Here is a 14,610-nt window from a genome sequence, read left to right as displayed (position 1 = left end):
TTACCCCTTGAAGCTCAACGTCCGCGGAAAACAGGCGGCCGTTTGTCGGCAAAGGCGGCGAGGCCCTCCGTGAAATCGTCGGTGGCTGCGGCGATCGCCTGGTGCGCTGCCTCGATCTCGAGGACCTGATCGAGCGGGCCGCTCAGCGCAGCTGCAGCCTGCTTGCGGATCAGGCCCATCGCGACGGTAGGCATCGCGGCCAGACGCACAGCATAGGCTATGGCCGTGTCGTGGAGTGCGGCGTCATCGCCTACGCGTGCCACCAGACCCGCCTCCAGCGCGTCGGCGGCTTCCAGCCGCTCGCCGAGCAACGCCATTTCGAGCAGCTTCGCTCGTCCTGCGGCTTTCGCGACAAGCCAGGTCGCGCCCGCATCGGGTACCAAACCGATATTCGCGAAGGCGAGCAGCAGATAGGACGAACGCGCAGCCACGACGATGTCGCCCGCCAATGCGATCGAGGCGCCGGCCCCCGCCGCTGCGCCGTTGATCGCCGTCACCACTGGAATCGGCAAGTCAGCGAGAGCCCGCATCAGCGGATTATAATGAGTCCGTACCGCTTCGTTGGCCTTTCCCTCAAGGCCTTCATCCGGACTCAGATCCGCGCCGGAGCAAAACGCACGCCCCTCTCCGGCCACGAGCACGGCTCGCGCGCCAGCATCGACCGCTTCGGTCAATGTCCGCCGAAGCCGATCAAGCATTTCCAGCGTTAGCGCGTTCAGTCGATGAGGACGGTTGAGGCGCACGACAGCAACGCCCCGCTCGATCGCCGAGAGAATGGAAGGCGCCGCATCCATCGCGTTCGTCAGGTGACCGTCAGACTTCGATCATCAGCGAACCGGCCTGCCCACCGCCGGCACACATCGCCGCGACCGCAAGCCCTCCACCGCGCCGACGCAATTCGTAGATCAGCGAGGTAACCATGCGCGCGCCGCTCGCCGCAATCGGGTGGCCGATGCTGCAACCGCTCCCGCTAACATTGACCGTCTCTTCATCGATCCCGAGCTGGCGGCAGGTCGCTAGCGGGACGGATGCGAATGCCTCGTTGATTTCCCAGATCGCAATGTCTGCCTGCGCGACACCTGTCCGACCAAGCAATTTGGGAAGCACTCGGATCACTGAGGTGCCGGTGTCACGCGGCGGCACGCCAACCGAGCACCAGCCGCGTACCCGCGCCATGATCTCCAGCCCCTCGGCGCGCGCAAAAGCTTCATCAACCACCAGCAGTGCAGCGGCCGCGTCGTTGATCCCGCTGGAATTGCCCGCCGTAATCGAGAATCCCTCGATCTCCGGATGAATGACCTTTAGTGATCCAAGCCGTTCCATGCTGGTATCGCGCCGTGGGTGTTCATCGACTGCGAAGTCGAATTCGGTACCGTCACGGCGTTGGACGCGGATCGGCACGATCTCTTCCGTCAGGCGACCTCCATCGGTCGCGGCAATCGCGCGCTGATGAGACCTGAACGCCCACGCATCCTGTTCCTCACGACTGAGGCCGGCGGCTTGAGCAGCGCTCCAGCCCACGGTAATCGTCATGTCGTTGTTCGGCGCCTCCGGCTCATCGGGATGAGTCGGCGGGGATCGTGTGTCGGAATAGTCGTCACTCCCCGGCGTACGCCAGGAGAGCATTGGCATGAACGAACTGGAATGAACGCCGCCCGCGACGATGGCGCGATCCATCCCCGCGATAATCGATCCGGCCGCGACAGCGATGGAGCTAAGGCTCCCAGCGCAATGCCGATTGAGCGCCATCCCCCCTGCGTTCAGAATTCCTGCCTCGACTGCTGCATGCCGAGCCACCGCGCCGCCACCGTAGAGCGATTCGGCGAAGATCACGTCGTCGATCAATTCGGGCGCCAGCCCGGACCGGTCGATCGCTGCCGTCAGGATATGCCTGGCCAACACCTCGGTCGGGACATCGATCAGCGATCCGCGACGGGCGGTGGCCACTGCGGTGCGTACGGCGCTGGCAATAACGGCTACCATTTCAACTCTCCACTGGGCCTCTCGCGCCTCATCCCATGCAGTCTGCGGCAATACGATACTAGAATTTCAATAGCCACATCCGTTACTGCGTTCCTGCGGCGGCAATGCAAGTTTACGCATATGTGTTGATCGCTCGATATCCCGCACGAGGCCAATCCGAAGCTTGGGTCCGGCCCCTGCGCAGATTAGCGAGCATCCGCGAGTTGCCTTGTCGCCGCCGAAGAGGAGAGCAGAATGGAAGCCTATGTTTGCGACGCCTTGCGCACCCCGATCGGACGGTTCGGAGGCAGCATTTCCGCGGTACGGACAGACGACCTCGCCGCGATTCCGCTTGCGGCATTGATGGCGCGCAATCCCGGTGTGGACTGGGAAAAGGTGGACGACGTGATCTATGGCTGCGCAAACCAGGCAGGCGAGGACAACCGCAACGTCGCACGGATGGCATCGCTGCTTGCGGGCCTGCCGACGACCGTGTCAGGCGCTACCATCAATCGCTTGTGCGGATCTGGCCTGGACGCAGTCGGATCGGCAGCGCGCGCAATCCGCGCAGGTGACGCCGATCTGCTGGTCGCTGGCGGCGTGGAGAGCATGAGCCGCGCCCCGTATGTCATGGGGAAGGCCGACAATGCATTCGCCCGTAACCAAAAGCTCGAGGATACGACGATTGGCTGGCGGTTCGTAAACCCTGCGATGAAGCGCCTTTACGGCGTTGACTCGATGCCCGAAACAGGCGAAAACGTCGCCGGCGAATGGCACGTCTCGCGCGCGGCACAAGATAGGTTCGCCCTCGCCAGCCAGACCAAGGCAGCGGCGGCGCAAGCACGTGGGCGCTTTGCTCTCGAGATTACGCCGGTGACGATTCCGCAGCGCAAGGGCGATGCCCTGGTGGTCGATCGCGACGAGCACCCCCGCGCGACTTCAATCGAATCGTTGTCGGCGCTTAAGCCGGTCGTGCGACCCGACGGCACGGTAACCGCGGGCAACGCATCGGGGGTCAACGATGGCTCCGCGGCGATGCTGATCGCGTCGGCCGACGCGGCAACTCGAAATGCCCTCACCCCACGCGCACGCATTGTCGGGATGGCCGCCGCCGGCGTGGCGCCACGTATCATGGGCATCGGACCGGTCGATGCGGCGAAGAAGCTGCTGGCGCGTACATCGGTGCGGCTCGATCAAGTCGATGTCATCGAACTCAACGAGGCATTCGCCTCCCAGGCAATTGCCGTCCTCACCGACCTTGGCCTCGCGGCGGACGATCCCCGCGTCAATCCAAACGGCGGTGCGATCGCGCTGGGGCACCCCCTTGGCATGTCAGGTGCACGGATCGTGATGACCGCTGTTGAAGAATTGCATCGGATCCGGGGTCGCTACGCACTCGCGTTCATGTGCGTCGGCGTCGGTCAAGGTATTGGCATATTATTGGAGCGGGTCTGATCGACTCAGTGGATGTTTGCAAAGCTATCCAAAGCCTGAAATATTCTAGTATGCTTCGGTGTGCTATTTCGTCCCCGATGTTCGATAACAGACCCGCCAGCGGGCAGCGTGAGGATGTATGATGGCTGAAACACGAACGAGCGGTGAGTGGCGCACGGGCTGGCCAGCGCTGATCGCTGGCGGGGCGGGCATCGCGCTGACCACCATCCACATTTATGCGACTGGACTCTTTATCCAACCGCTCGAGGCGGAATTCGGCTGGCCGCGCGCCGAGGTTTCGAGCGCGATGGTGCTGCCCTCGATCATCGCATTCTTCCTCACCCCAATTGGAGGCCGGTTCATCGACCGGCTCGGCGCGCGGCGCGTCGCGCTCGCCGGAACGATCTTCTATTGTCTCGCGGTGATGGCGCTTTCGTTCACCGCCAGCTGGATCTTCAGCTGGTGGCTGCTGTGGGCACTGATGGGCTTCGCGCTGTCGGTGCTCTCGCCCGCCGTCTGGTCGACGGGCGTCGCCTCATGGTTCGACCGTAACCGTGCTGTCGCGCTGGCGCTCGCCTTTTGTGGCACCGGCATCGGCGCCAGCCTAGTTCCGATTCTGACTAACTGGCTGATCAACAATTATGGCTGGCGCGGCGCGTTCGTGGGGCTGGGCCTCACCGGCCTCGCCGTGATCCTGCCAATACTCTTCCTTTTCTTCTTCGATGGTCGCCGCGCAACCAAGGGCGAGGACAAAGTTGAGGCATCGGCCGTCCCGCTGGGCGGCTATGGCGTGCGCGAAGGCTTACGTTCCCGGGCCTTTTTCCGGCTCGCCGTCGCCGGCTTCGGCGGCACTGCCGCGATCGTCGGCGTACTTGTCCATCTCGTGCCGATCCTTAGCACCTATGGTGTCGATCGAACCACGGCGGCATGGCTCGTCGGGCTGGTCGGCATCCCTTCGATTATCGGCCGGCTGTCGGTCGGCTTTCTGCTCGACCGCTTTTCGGGGCCTGCGGTGGGCGCAGTCAGCATCTCATTACCGATCCTTTCGGTTGCTCTCCTCGTCCTGTTCCCGGGCAATGTTCCGGCCGCGATCGCCGCGATCATCATCCTCGGCCTGTCGATCGGGGGCGAATATGACGCGGTCATCTATCTCTCCACACGCTATCTGGGGCTCAAGAACTTCGGGTCGCTGTTCAGCTATATTGCCGCGCTGATCACGCTCGGACTGGGGCTCGGTCCCGCGTTGGGTGGTCTGGTTTACGACCTGTCCGGGTCTTATCAGCTTTATTTCGCGATCCTGATCCCGATCTGGGCGGTCAGCGGGCTGATGCTCGCTACGCTCGGCCCCAATCCGCATGTGAGCGAGTCGTGACGCCGTATCAAGACGACCCCTTGGCGACCTACCGCCCCAGTCTGTTCGCCGGATGCAACGCGGTCGTCGCGGGTGGGACCAGTGGGATCAATCTCGGCATTGCCAAGGCAATCGCCGCGTGCGGGGCAAAGGTCGCGGTGATTGGCCGAAATGCTGAAAAGGCCGAAGGCGCGGCGCAAGCGCTGCGCGACATCGGACCCGAAGCGATGGCGCTCATCGCCGATGTCCGCGATTTCGCCGCGGTCGACGCCGCGATGGCGCATGCGGCGCAACAGCTAGGGCCGCTCGATTTCGTTGTCGCCGGCGCGGCCGGCAATTTCATCGCCGCTGCCGACGCGCTCTCTTCTAACGGCTTTCGCACGGTGACCGACATAGACCTGCTCGGCACGTTCCACACGTTCAAGGCGGCGCGCTCGCGGCTTCGCGAAGCGGGCGCCAGCCTGATCGCGATCTCGTCCGGCCAGGCGTTTCAGCCAATGTGGGGCCAGGCTCATGCTTCGGCTGCCAAGGCGGGGATCGAGTCGCTGGTGCGCACGCTCGCGCTCGAATGGGGACCCGCCGGAATCCGCGTCAACAGCCTCAGCCCGGGACCGATCGCGGCAACCGAAGGGGTCAAGCGGCTGGTGCCGCAGTCGCGTATCGACGCGATCGCCAGCCGGCTACCCGTCCGCCGCTTCGGCAGCGCGGGCGAAGTTGGCAACGCCGCCGTGTTCCTGCTTAGCCCCGCGGCGAGCTTCGTCACGGGCATGACGCTGTTCTGCGACGGCGGCATGATGTTGACGCCCTATGACGGCCAGCCCGATGCCGGTCTCGTTCCGGAGACCGTGCGATGAACGATTTGCTCTTGATCGAGCGACGCAACGGCTATGCCGTGGTTACACTCAACCGGCCCGAGGCGCTCAACGCGCTGTCCGAGCCACTCGTTGCGCGGCTCGCCGAAACGCTCGAGACGCTCGAGGCCGACCCACAGGTTCGCGGCCTCATCGTGACCGGCACAGGCCGCGCATTCTGCGCCGGCATGGACATCAAGGAATTGCAGGACCCCAATGGACCGCTTAGCCGACCCGGCGGCTTGTGGGCGGACGGCACGCTGAACCCCATCCTGCGGCTGCGCGGCTTTGCGAAGCCGACGATCGCCGCGGTCAACGGTGCGGCGGTGACTGGCGGGTTCGAGCTCGCGCTGGCGTGCGACCTGATCGTCGCATCCTCCGCCGCGCGCTTCGCAGACACCCATGCGCGCGTCGGGATCATTCCGGGCGGCGGCCTCAGCCAGCATCTGTCGCGCGTGATCGGCATCCACCGCGCCAAGGAGCTTCACCTGACCGGCAATTTCTTGTCCGCGGAGCAGGCGGACCGCTGGGGCCTGGTCAACCGGGTGGTCGCGCCGGAAGAACTGCTGCCGGTCAGCGAAGCATTGATGCGAGACATGCTCGGCATCGAACAGGCGATGTTGGTCAGCTACAAGCGGTTGATCGACGGCGGCTATGCGTTGGGTTTCGGCGATGCGCTGGCCGAAGAGGCGCGTACGGCAAAAGCAGAGGCAAACCGCACCCAAGCGGATGACATCGCCCAGCGCGAGGACGCACTGCTCGATCGGGGACGAACCCAAGCGAACTGAATTTAGCGTGGTTCGAGCAACCGTGTGAGGATGCGCGCCTGGGCTTCCATCAGATCGTCCGCGCTTAATCCGTCCTCGGGATATTGATGCACCGCCGCGGCTAGCCGCTCCAGCGCGACGAAGAAAACCGCCGCCTCGGCATAGACCGCTCCGCGTCGCGGGCGGCGGTTGGGCGGATAGGCATTGCCGATCCGGTCCGACAAGGCGTTCATCACCGGAATGGCCCCTTCGGTGCGCAGTTCATTGAAGCGCGGATTCCCGCGATCCGCCTCCAGATTGCGATAGAGCAATATGTCGCTGTGGCGGTCCCACACTTCATTGAACGCGCGCACGAACCGCATCGAGTCGGCAAAGAAATGATCCGGATTGCGCAACAGCCGGTCGTCATCGAACAGATCGACGATCTCCGACGCGATCTCGGCGCTCATCGCATAGAGCACGTCCTGCACATCGTCGAAATAGACATAGAAGGTCGCCGGCGCCGCCTTGGCCTCGCGGGTGATCAGCAGCGCGGTCAGCTCGAACGGCGAGCGTTCGGTCAACAGGCGCCGCGCGGCATCCATCAACCGCTTGCGGGTCTCCATGCCCTTGCGGCCGAGCTGTTGGCCATTCTTGTTGACGTTGCGCGACGCGTCCGCCGTTGGACTGGCCGTCGTGCCCGGGGGTCGGGCGGCAAGTCGCGCAACCGGTGCCATCGCTATGTCCGCTCCTGATTTTTTATAACTGAATAACCTTCAGAATTCTCTTGAGGCCGTGGACGATGGACGTCAACACGATCCGGAGCGGCAGCTATAGCCGCATAAGGAGAGGCTGCCCAAGGCATGGTTCACATAGGAGACTTCCATGTCGTTTCGCACCGTGATGCTGCTTGCGGCAGCCGCTACTCTGTCACCAAGCCTGGGCCAAGCTCAGGAGACAACCAGCCCTACACCAGCGGCAGTGCCCAAAAAGGGCTTCGCGCTCAAGGACCGCGACGGCAAGAAGATCGGAACGGTGGACATGGTAAGCGCGAGCGGCGTAGTTACCTTCATTCGCGACATGCGCATCTATCGCGTGCCGCTGGCAACCGTCTCTACCAATGGCCGCACCAGCACGACCAGCCTGAGCTGGGCCGAGATCCGCAACTGATCGCCGCCCTGCCTCATGGTGGCCGGCGATGACGTTGCTGACCGGACGCCTTGCCGTGATCACTGGCGCCGCGTCTGGCATCGGACGCGGCACGGCGATCCGGCTGGCGCGCGAGGGCGCCCGGGTGGTACTCGCCGACATCGCCGAGTTGGGGCTTGCCGAAACCGCGGCGCTGGTCCGCGAGGCCGGTGGCGAGGCGCATTGCCGCGTCGCCGATTGCGCCGACCCGCCGCAAATCGACGCGCTCGCCGATTTCGCGGCAGGTCTCGCGCCACTGGAAATCTGGTGCAACATCGCTGGCGTGGCCGCAGCCTGCCCGGCGGTGGACATCCGCCCGGCACTCTACGACCGCATCCTTGATCTCAATCTGGGCGGAACCTTCTGGGCCTGCACGGCGGCGGCACGGCAAATGATTCCACAAGGACGTGGGGTCATTGTCAACATTTCGTCCAATGCCGCGGACGAGCCGATTGCGGGGCTGTCGCTGTATGCCATGTCCAAGGCAGCCGTGAACATGCTAACCCGCACACTCGCCAAGGAGCTGGGTCCACACGGTATCCGCGTGAACGCGATCGCCCCGGGTTTCACGGTGACGACGATGACGGTCGCGGAAAGCCTGGACGCCGATGCGCTAATCGCGCGCAATGCGGCGCGCTCACCGCTGGGCATGGTCGGTTCGCCGGAGGACATCGCTGCGGCAATCGTTTATCTCGCCTCCGATGACAGCCGCTTCGTCACCGGCCAGATCCTGCGCGTGAATGGCGGCGTCACGATGCCGTAACGGGTTCCGCCAACATCGCCGACAGCTCTTCCGCGACCAGGTCGAGCGCGGCCGTCGCCGCCAGACGCGGTGCGGGCTGAGCTACGGCATCGGCGACAAAGTCGATCTTGACGACCATCAGCACCGCCGCCGCATGTGCCCGACCTGCTCCCGGTGCAAACGCCGCAAAGTGCTGGCCGAGGCTGCGCACGACCGATTCGCGATAATCCTCGATCATCACGCGAACCGTGTCGTCCGTGGCCATGGCGATCTGGAAAAGGCGCATCGCCTGGCGGTGACGGACCAGCGCTCGGACATAGCTCTCCAGCCATTTGCGAACGCTCGCGATATCATACGCCCCCAGCCCGCATAGCCGCTCATAGATCAAGCGCACCTCCTCGAGATTGCGCGACAGCAGCTCGGTGAGAATGGCGCTCTTGTTGGCATAATGGAGATAGACCGTAGCGCGACGCACACCCGCCGCGGTCGCGATATCCTCGAATGAGGTTTCGCTCACGCCTTTTTCATAGAAGCACTGACGCGCAGCCTCGGCAATGCGCGCGCGAGTCAGGTCCTTGTGCGCTTGGCGGATCGAGGGTCTGGCTTTGGTCTTCACGCCGCCTCCAGCATGACCGCGCGGAGCTGTTCGATGCGTGACGCATCAAAGCCGAGCGTTCCGGCGAAATAGAATTCGACGCCACCCCGCGCATCGAACGCAGCGAACATCGCGTCGAGATAGGCACGGTCGGTGCGCAGAATCGGCTCCCATTCAGCACGCAGCAGCAAGGCGTCGGCGCCGTTGCCGGCAAAACGCGCGCGATTGGCCTCGAAGCAACGTTCGCTCATGAGGAAGTCGTCGTAGATCGCATCCCGCGTCACGCCAAGTGCGCTGAGCAACAACGCCGCTGCCACGCCGGTGCGATCCTTGCCCGCCGCGCAGTGGAACAGTATCGGCATCCTCCCGGTCTCCACCAGTTCGAACAGCAACCGAAAACCTTCGGCCTGCTCCCAGGGCAGCCGGCGATAGATGTCCAGCATCATCGCATGGACCTCGGCATGAATGACCTCGCCCTTGGCCCATAGTCGCTCCATGTCGGCGCTGCTCGTCGCATAGTCGTAATGCACCAGCGTCAGGCCCGAGTGCAGGCCGTTCGCCGGCGGCCGCTTAGTGCGCTCGCGGGTAGAGCGAAGATCGAGGATCGTGGCCACGCAGTGCTGGTCGCGCAACGCGGCCAAGCCTCGGTCGGTCAGCTTGTCGAGTTCGGCGGAGCGGATCAGCACTCCACGTCGGACGCGGCGGCCATCATCCGTCGGTAACCCGCCGAGATCGCGAGCATTGATCGTTCCCTCGATCGCCAGAAGCCGAGTGGCAGCGCTAAGATTCATGCTGGACATTTATCATTTTACTGTACATATGTCACGTGAAATTTCCAGGAAAGTTGCTCGTGACGCCCGATTCGAATACGCTCAATACCGAGACGCTGGTGCCGTGGCTGGACCGCACCTTGCCCGAACTTGGCGACGGACCGCTCGTCGCGGAAATCCTCACCGGTGGCGCGACCAACATCGTGATGCGGATCGACCGCGGCGGCACGCCGGTGGTGCTGCGCCGCCCGCCGCTCGCACCGCGGCCGGACAGCTTCAAGGTGCTCGGACGCGAGGCGCGCGTGCTCGGCGCGCTCAACGGCACGCCGGTGCGCAAGCCCGAGCTGATCGCCTGTTGCGAGGATCAGGCGGTACTCGGCGTGCCCTTCTACATCATGGAATATGTGCCGGGCTGGCTGGCGATGGACCCGAAGAAATTCCCCGCCGCTTTCGACCCCCCCGAGATCCGTCGCCAGCTCGCATTCGAACTTGTCGGCGGTATCGCCGAACTCGCTAAGGTCGATTATCGCGCGGTTGGGCTGGAGGGTTTCGGCAAGCCCGACGGCTTCCTCGCTCGGCAGGTCGATCGCTGGCTCTACCAGCATGCCTCCTATGCCGACAGCGAAGGCTATGGTTATCGCCCGTTGCCGGGCAAGGACGCAGTGGTCGATTGGCTGCGCGCCAACACGCCCGAGACGCCGCACATCGGCATCATCCATGGCGACTATGGCTACCCCAATGCGCTGTTCGCGCCCGAGGCGCCGGCGCGCCTGGCGGCGATAATCGACTGGGAACTGTCGACGATCGGCGATCCGCTGCTCGATCTTGGCTGGCTGATGTACGCCGTGCCGTCAGAGCGTAGCGCGGTGCGTCCGCCCGAGTTGTACCAGGACCCATCCTACCCACTGCGCGAAGAGCTGGTCGAGCACTATGCGGCGATTACCGGCCGCCCGGTGGTGAATCTAACCTACTATATGGTGCTGGCGCAGTTTAAGCTCGCGATGCTCCTGGAGCGGCACTACGCGCGCGGCCTGAACGGCCGCCTCGACCGCGAGATGGGCGAGCAGATGGGGGCGCTGGTGCTCGACCTGTTGCGGGCCGCATCCGAGATGACCCGCGAATTTGACGGTGCTTCCGAAAGGCAAATGGCATGATCGATTTCAAGCTCGACCCCGCATTCGAACGGAAGCTCGAATGGATACGCAACTTCGTGCGCGACTATGTCGATCCGCTCGATGCGCTGTTCGATAATTACAGTGCGCCTTACGACCACAGCGATGCTGCTGCTGTTGCTGCGCTGCGCCCGCTGCAGGCCGAAGTACGCCGCCAGGGCCTGTGGGGCATGCACTTGCCACCTGAGCTCGGCGGTCCTGGCTTCGGCCAGGTCGAGCTGTGTTTTCTCAACGAGATCCTCGGCCGCACCCATTGGGGCCCAACCGTGTTCGGCTGCCAGGCGCCCGACAGTGGCAACGCCGAGATCCTCGCGCGGTTCGGCACCGACGAACACAAGGAGCGCTATCTCAAGCCGCTGCTCGAGAACGAGATCGTCTCCTGCTTCTCGATGACCGAGGTCGAGGGGGGATCCGACCCAACACAGTTCACGTGCAAGGCCGAGTTCGACGGCACCCACTGGATCATCAACGGCGAGAAATGGTTCTCGTCCAACGCGCGCTTCGCTGAGTTCCTGATCGTGATGGTCGTCACCGATCCTGACGCGCCGATCTATGACCGCATGTCGACGATCATCGTTCCGCGCGACGCACTGGGCCTGGAGTTCATCGCCGAGCCAGGCGTCGCCGGCGAACCCTATGACGAGGGCAGCCATGCACATCTGCGTTATACCAATGTACGCGTGCCGGCCGACAATCTGCTGGGTGAGCGCGGCGGCGGGTTCAAGGTGGCGCAATCGCGCCTCGGCGGCGGTCGAATCCATCATGCGATGCGCGTGATCGGGATGTGCGAGCGCGCGCTCGACATGATGTGCGAACGCGCATTGTCTCGCCACACAAAGGGCGAGCGGCTTGCTGATAAGCAACTCGTACAAGTCGACATCGGCCAGAGCTGGATCGAGCTGGAGCAGTTCCGCCTGCTCGTGCTGCGCACCGCCTGGATGTTCGACAATCACATGGAGACCGAGGCGCGCGCATGGATCGCGGCGTGCAAGGTCGCCTGTGCGAAGATCGCGCACGACATCATCTTCCGTGCGATGCACATGCTGGGGTCACTCGGCGTATCGAACTACACCCCGCTCGGTCGGATGTGGGCGAATGTGCTGGTGATGGGGATGGCCGATGGCCCGACCGAGATCCACCAGATGTATGCGGCGCGGCATCTGCTGCGCAGGCACAAGCCGGCACCGGGCCGCTTCCCGACCGATTATATTCCGGAGCTGCGCCGTCAGGCGCAGGAGAAGTTCGCTAAGGCGCTAGAACCTGCCGAATGACCGCGAGCTTGCGTGTCGACCTCAGCGGCCGAACGGCGCTGGTGACCGGAGGCAGCCGCGGCCTCGGCCTGCAAATGGCACTAGCCTTCGCTCATGCAGGGGCAGATGTCGCGGTGTCGAGCCGCAAGCTCTACGCCTGCGAGGCGGTGGCGGCGGATATCCGCGCGCTCGGCCGGCGATCGCTCGCGGTCGCCGCGCATGTTGGGGATTGGGCTCAGCTTGATGCTCTGGTCGAGCGAGTCCATGGCGAATGGGGCCGCATCGACATTCTTGTCAACAATGCTGGAATGTCACCCGTCCAACCGAGCAGCGCCGCAACGGAAGAGGCGCTGTTCGACAAGGTCCTGGCGGTCAACTTCAAGGGGCCGTTTCGTCTCGCCGCGCAGGTCGCCCAGCGGATGGTGCAGGGTGATGGCGGGTCAATCATCAACATCTCGTCTCTCGGCGCGATCAGCCCGGTGCCGGGAATTATCCCTTATGCGTGCTCGAAAGCCGCGCTGAATGCGATGACGATCGGCATGGCAAAGGAGTTCGCGCCCAAGGTGCGGGTCAACACGATCTCGCCAGGCATGTTCGCCACCGACATCGCGCAGCACTGGAGCGATCCCCAAGGGCTGTTGCAGGGCATTCCTATGGGCCGGTTTGGCTCGCCGCACGAGATCGTCGGCGCGGCATTGTATTTGGCGTCGGACGCGTCGAGCTACACGACCGGCGCCAATATTGCGGTCGGCGGCGGCATCGATTCGCCGCGATAGGGAGAGCTAGGCATGTCGCTCACGGGCAAGCGTTTCATCGTCACGGGCGCCGGCAGCGGGATGGGCAAGGCGACAGCACTCGCCCTTGCGCAGCACGGTGCCGCGGTCGCCGCGATCGGCCGTTCGGCGAATATCACGGACATTATTGAAGACGCCGATGCCCTGGCGCGTGAACGGCTCTTCGCGCTCGCGGGTGACGTGTCGGATCCCGCGACTGTCTCACGCGTAATCCCGCAGGCCATCGAGCGACTGGGTGGCCTCGACGGCCTGATCCATGCGGCTGGCATCGCGCCAAATGCGATGGTGGACGAAATGACCGTCGAAGAATTCGACCAGGTCTTCGCCGTCAACATGCGCGGAACCTTCCTCACCAACCAGGCGGTGTTCCCGTTCCTGAAGAAGCGGGGCGGGCGCATTCTCAATTTCGCCTCGCCGGTCGGGGTCACCGGCATGGCGGGTAAAGCGCATTATGCCGCGAGCAAGGGCGCGGTGCTGGCTTGGACGCGGTCGCTGGCACGCGAATGGTGACAGTACGACATTACCGTCAACGCGATCGCGCCTGCCATCTGGACACCGATGTTCGAGCGCACTCGCGCCAGCATGGGCGAAGCAGCGGTGGCGCAGCTCGACGCGATGTTGAAGCAGAAGGTGCCGATCGGCGGGTCGCTCGGATCGATCGAGGATTTCCTGCCGTTGATGCTGTTTCTCGCCGACGATGGGTCGCGCTTTCTGACCGGGCAGACCTATGTGATCGACGGCGGCGCGCTGATGATGAGCTGATGCACGAGACATTTCGCGCCGTTACCGCCGACCGCTTCGGCCCACCCGACTTCTACCAGCTGAAGGAGCACCGGATAGAGGCGCCCGGAACGGGAAGGGTTCGCGTGCGCATCTCGGCAGCCGCACTCAGCTATGCGGACATGCTGGCCGCGCGCGGCGGCCATCAGGCGAAGGCGGCGCTCCCCTTCACGCCCGGATCGGAATTCGCCGGCATTGTTGATGCGATCGGCGAGGATGTGAGTGGCGTTGCGGTGGGCGATCCGGTTACCGGCGTGTGCGGATCGGGCGCGCTTGCGGAAATGGTGACTATCCCCGCCCCGGCGCTGCGCCCGCTCCCGGCCGGTCTGCGATCAGTGGAAGCCGCTGGATTGCGGGTGAACACCGCGACCGCGCTCGACGCGCTTGCCGACCGCGGCACGCTGGCACCTGGCGAGACATTGCTGGTGCTGGGCGCGGCAGGCGGAGTCGGCAGCGCCGCCGTCCAGGTTGGCAAGGCGATCGGCGCGCGAGTCATCGCCGTCGCATCGAGCGCGGAAAAGCGCGATTTCGCGCTGGCCAACGGAGCGGAGGAGGCCATCGACTATGCCGCCGTCGGCCGCCGCGAGAGGCTGCGTACGATGACCGGCGGACAGGGCGTCGACCTAGTATTCGATCCGGTCGGTGGAGGCAGTTTCGATGGCGCGTTTCGCAGCCTTGCGTGGCGCGGCCGATATCTCGCCGTCGGGTTTGCGAGCGGCACGATTCCTAGCTTGCCACTCAACCTAGCCCTAGTAAAGGGCGCGGCGCTGATCGGTGTGGAGATCGGCCGCTTCACAATCCTCGAGCCGATGCAGGCGCGGGCGAACGAAGCCCGGATCGAGCAATGGTACGCCGACGGGATACTCAGCCCAGCGATCGCCCGCGTATTCTCGCTCGAAGCCTACGCCGACGCGATGGTCGCGGCATCCGACGGTACCGGCTGCGGCCGTATCGTCGTGCGAATGGCGTAGGCCG

The 14,610-nt window shown here is 64.3% G+C and carries 15 protein-coding genes and 1 pseudogene; 11 read left to right on the top strand and 5 right to left on the bottom strand.

The annotated features are described in order from the left end of the window. Positions 1 to 14 precede the first annotated feature (14 nt). Entirely contained in the window at positions 15 to 794 is a 780-nt protein-coding gene (locus BFL28_RS06990) for an enoyl-CoA hydratase-related protein (protein ID WP_069319897.1), read from the bottom strand. 19 nt (positions 795 to 813) lie between these two features. Further along, positions 814 to 2,034: a thiolase family protein gene (locus tag BFL28_RS06985; protein ID WP_206599092.1), complete on the bottom strand. Its 1,221-nt coding sequence runs from the start codon at positions 2,032 to 2,034 to the stop codon at positions 814 to 816. A gap of 183 nt (positions 2,035 to 2,217) precedes the next feature. Here BFL28_RS06985 and pcaF point away from each other — a divergent pair, with 183 nt between their 5' ends. From pcaF to BFL28_RS06965, 4 genes are all read left to right on the top strand, one after another. Beyond that, positions 2,218 to 3,417 (top strand): 3-oxoadipyl-CoA thiolase, encoded by a 1,200-nt coding sequence (pcaF, locus tag BFL28_RS06980; protein WP_069319895.1) that lies wholly within the window; start codon positions 2,218 to 2,220, stop codon positions 3,415 to 3,417. 121 nt (positions 3,418 to 3,538) lie between these two features. Continuing rightward, positions 3,539 to 4,768 (top strand): MFS transporter, encoded by a 1,230-nt coding sequence (locus BFL28_RS06975; protein ID WP_158011630.1) that lies wholly within the window; start codon positions 3,539 to 3,541, stop codon positions 4,766 to 4,768. Then, positions 4,765 to 5,601, top strand: a complete 837-nt coding sequence (locus BFL28_RS06970) for an SDR family oxidoreductase (protein ID WP_241527244.1) — start codon at positions 4,765 to 4,767, stop codon at positions 5,599 to 5,601. The genes BFL28_RS06975 and BFL28_RS06970 overlap by 4 nt, the downstream gene beginning before the upstream one ends. Beyond that, on the top strand, positions 5,598 to 6,386 hold the full coding sequence (locus tag BFL28_RS06965; protein WP_119184565.1) for an enoyl-CoA hydratase: 789 nt from the start codon (positions 5,598 to 5,600) through the stop codon (positions 6,384 to 6,386). Before BFL28_RS06970 ends, BFL28_RS06965 begins: the two co-directional genes overlap by 4 nt. Before the next feature lie 2 nt (positions 6,387 to 6,388). Here BFL28_RS06965 and BFL28_RS06960 read toward each other — a convergent pair whose 3' ends face one another. After that, complete coding sequence (locus tag BFL28_RS06960) at positions 6,389 to 7,081, bottom strand: TetR/AcrR family transcriptional regulator (RefSeq protein WP_069319893.1); 693 nt, start codon at positions 7,079 to 7,081, stop codon at positions 6,389 to 6,391. Positions 7,082 to 7,229: 148 nt separating this feature from the next. On the opposite strand from BFL28_RS06960, the gene BFL28_RS06955 reads away from it, so the two are divergent. Both BFL28_RS06955 and BFL28_RS06950 read left to right on the top strand, forming a co-directional pair. Next, a complete protein-coding gene (locus BFL28_RS06955) occupies positions 7,230 to 7,514 on the top strand; it encodes a hypothetical protein (RefSeq protein ID WP_069319892.1) in 285 nt (94 codons plus the stop codon). Between the two features lie 28 nt (positions 7,515 to 7,542). Then, entirely contained in the window at positions 7,543 to 8,295 is a 753-nt protein-coding gene (locus BFL28_RS06950; RefSeq protein WP_069319891.1) for an SDR family NAD(P)-dependent oxidoreductase, read from the top strand. On the opposite strand, the gene BFL28_RS06945 is transcribed toward BFL28_RS06950, so the two are convergent. Together BFL28_RS06945 and BFL28_RS06940 are read right to left on the bottom strand one after the other, a co-directional pair. Then, positions 8,282 to 8,890 (bottom strand): TetR/AcrR family transcriptional regulator, encoded by a 609-nt coding sequence (locus tag BFL28_RS06945; RefSeq protein ID WP_069319890.1) that lies wholly within the window; start codon positions 8,888 to 8,890, stop codon positions 8,282 to 8,284. The genes BFL28_RS06950 and BFL28_RS06945 overlap by 14 nt on opposite strands. Next, the gene (locus BFL28_RS06940) at positions 8,887 to 9,669 is read right to left on the bottom strand and encodes a tyrosine-protein phosphatase (RefSeq protein WP_069319889.1); all 783 of its coding nucleotides are present in this window, start codon (positions 9,667 to 9,669) and stop codon (positions 8,887 to 8,889) included. The genes BFL28_RS06945 and BFL28_RS06940 overlap by 4 nt, the downstream gene beginning before the upstream one ends. Before the next feature lie 50 nt (positions 9,670 to 9,719). Here BFL28_RS06940 and BFL28_RS06935 point away from each other — a divergent pair, with 50 nt between their 5' ends. The 5 genes and pseudogenes from BFL28_RS06935 (at position 9,720) to BFL28_RS06915 (ending at position 14,606) form a co-directional block, all read left to right on the top strand. Beyond that, positions 9,720 to 10,793 (top strand): phosphotransferase family protein, encoded by a 1,074-nt coding sequence (locus tag BFL28_RS06935; RefSeq protein ID WP_069319911.1) that lies wholly within the window; start codon positions 9,720 to 9,722, stop codon positions 10,791 to 10,793. After that, positions 10,790 to 12,082: an acyl-CoA dehydrogenase family protein gene (locus tag BFL28_RS06930; RefSeq protein WP_069319888.1), complete on the top strand. Its 1,293-nt coding sequence runs from the start codon at positions 10,790 to 10,792 to the stop codon at positions 12,080 to 12,082. The genes BFL28_RS06935 and BFL28_RS06930 overlap by 4 nt, the downstream gene beginning before the upstream one ends. Next, positions 12,079 to 12,837 (top strand): SDR family NAD(P)-dependent oxidoreductase, encoded by a 759-nt coding sequence (locus tag BFL28_RS06925; protein ID WP_069319887.1) that lies wholly within the window; start codon positions 12,079 to 12,081, stop codon positions 12,835 to 12,837. The genes BFL28_RS06930 and BFL28_RS06925 overlap by 4 nt, the downstream gene beginning before the upstream one ends. Before the next feature lie 12 nt (positions 12,838 to 12,849). Then, a pseudogene (locus tag BFL28_RS21415) lies at positions 12,850 to 13,617 on the top strand (SDR family NAD(P)-dependent oxidoreductase). Beyond that, on the top strand, positions 13,617 to 14,606 hold the full coding sequence (locus BFL28_RS06915) for an NADPH:quinone oxidoreductase family protein (protein ID WP_069319886.1): 990 nt from the start codon (positions 13,617 to 13,619) through the stop codon (positions 14,604 to 14,606). Before BFL28_RS21415 ends, BFL28_RS06915 begins: the two are co-directional and overlap by 1 nt. Positions 14,607 to 14,610 lie beyond the last annotated feature (4 nt).

It is taken from the genome of Sphingomonas turrisvirgatae (assembly GCF_001721295.1).
GTDB classification, from domain to species: domain Bacteria; phylum Pseudomonadota; class Alphaproteobacteria; order Sphingomonadales; family Sphingomonadaceae; genus Sphingomonas; species Sphingomonas turrisvirgatae.
The sequence above is the reverse complement of the archived record's forward strand: the minus strand, read 5'-3'. Positions and strand labels throughout refer to the sequence as shown.